The organism is Bradyrhizobium sp. 31Argb, assembly GCF_043638955.1.
In the GTDB taxonomy this organism is placed as follows: domain Bacteria; phylum Pseudomonadota; class Alphaproteobacteria; order Rhizobiales; family Xanthobacteraceae; genus Bradyrhizobium.
Genome location: NZ_JBEGDB010000626.1, coordinates 1 through 1,046, shown reverse-complemented (window position 1 = coordinate 1,046; position 1,046 = coordinate 1). Strand labels below are relative to the sequence as shown.

The 1,046-nt window shown below is 59.3% G+C and carries 1 protein-coding gene; it reads left to right on the top strand.

The window, feature by feature from the left end; all coding sequences use genetic code 11:
- A partial coding sequence (locus AAFX91_RS41915; protein WP_394570378.1) for an IS3 family transposase occupies positions 1–972 on the top strand: 972 nt, incomplete at its 5' end.
- Positions 973–1,046 lie beyond the last annotated feature (74 nt).

The window sequence follows — 1,046 nt, the reverse complement described above, 5'->3', positions numbered from 1 at the left end:
CCTGCGTCCGAGAAGGCCGAGATCATCCAGTTGGTCGAGCAGTCGCATCTGCCGGCCAAGCGCACGCTGGACAAGCTCGGGATCCCACGCGCCACGTTTTATAGATGGTATGATCGCTACTGTGAGGGTGGCATTGAAGCGCTGGCCGATCATCGGTCCCGACCTGACCGGGTCTGGAATCGCATCCCCGACGATGTGCGGGGCCAGATCATTGATTTAGCGCTGGAGCTTCCGGAGCTGTCGCCGCGCGAACTGGCCGTGCGCTTCACCGACGAACGGAAGTATTTTGTCTCCGAGGCGTCGGTCTATCGGCTGCTGAAGGCACATGACCTCATCACCAGCCCGGCTTATGTGGTGATCAAGGCGGCGAACGAGTTCAAGGACAAGACCACCGCCATCAACCAGCTCTGGCAGACCGACTTTACCTACCTCAAGATCACCGGCTGGGGCTGGTACTACCTGTCGACCGTGCTCGACGACTTCTCGCGTTACATCGTGGCCTGGAGGCTTGGTCCCACGATGTGCGCCTCCGACGTCACGGCCACGCTCGACCAGGCACTCGCGGCCTCCGGCCTTGACCACATCACCGTCGCGCACCGGCCGAGGCTCCTCAGCGACAATGGTTCGAGTTACGTCGCGGACGATCTGGCCAAGTGGCTCGACCATAAGGGCATGCAGCATGTGCGCGGCGCTCCATATCATCCTCAGACCCAGGGAAAGATCGAGCGCTGGCATCAGACTCTGAAGAACCGCATTCTGCTCAGCAATTACTACCTGCCTGGCGATCTCGAACGGCAGGTACGCGCCTTCGTCGAACACTACAACCACGTCCGCTATCATGAGAGCATCGACAACCTCACACCTGCCGATGTCTACTTCGGCAGGGCGGAAGCGATCCTTGCAGAACGCAAACGCATCAAGCTTGTCACTATCGCAAACCGCCGCTTGCAGCATCAGCTGCAGGCCGCTTAAACTCTAACCCCTGATGAGCCAGAGCCTCCCTTCTCGAAAAGCTTGATCTGTCTCAAATTATCTGACGACGGACA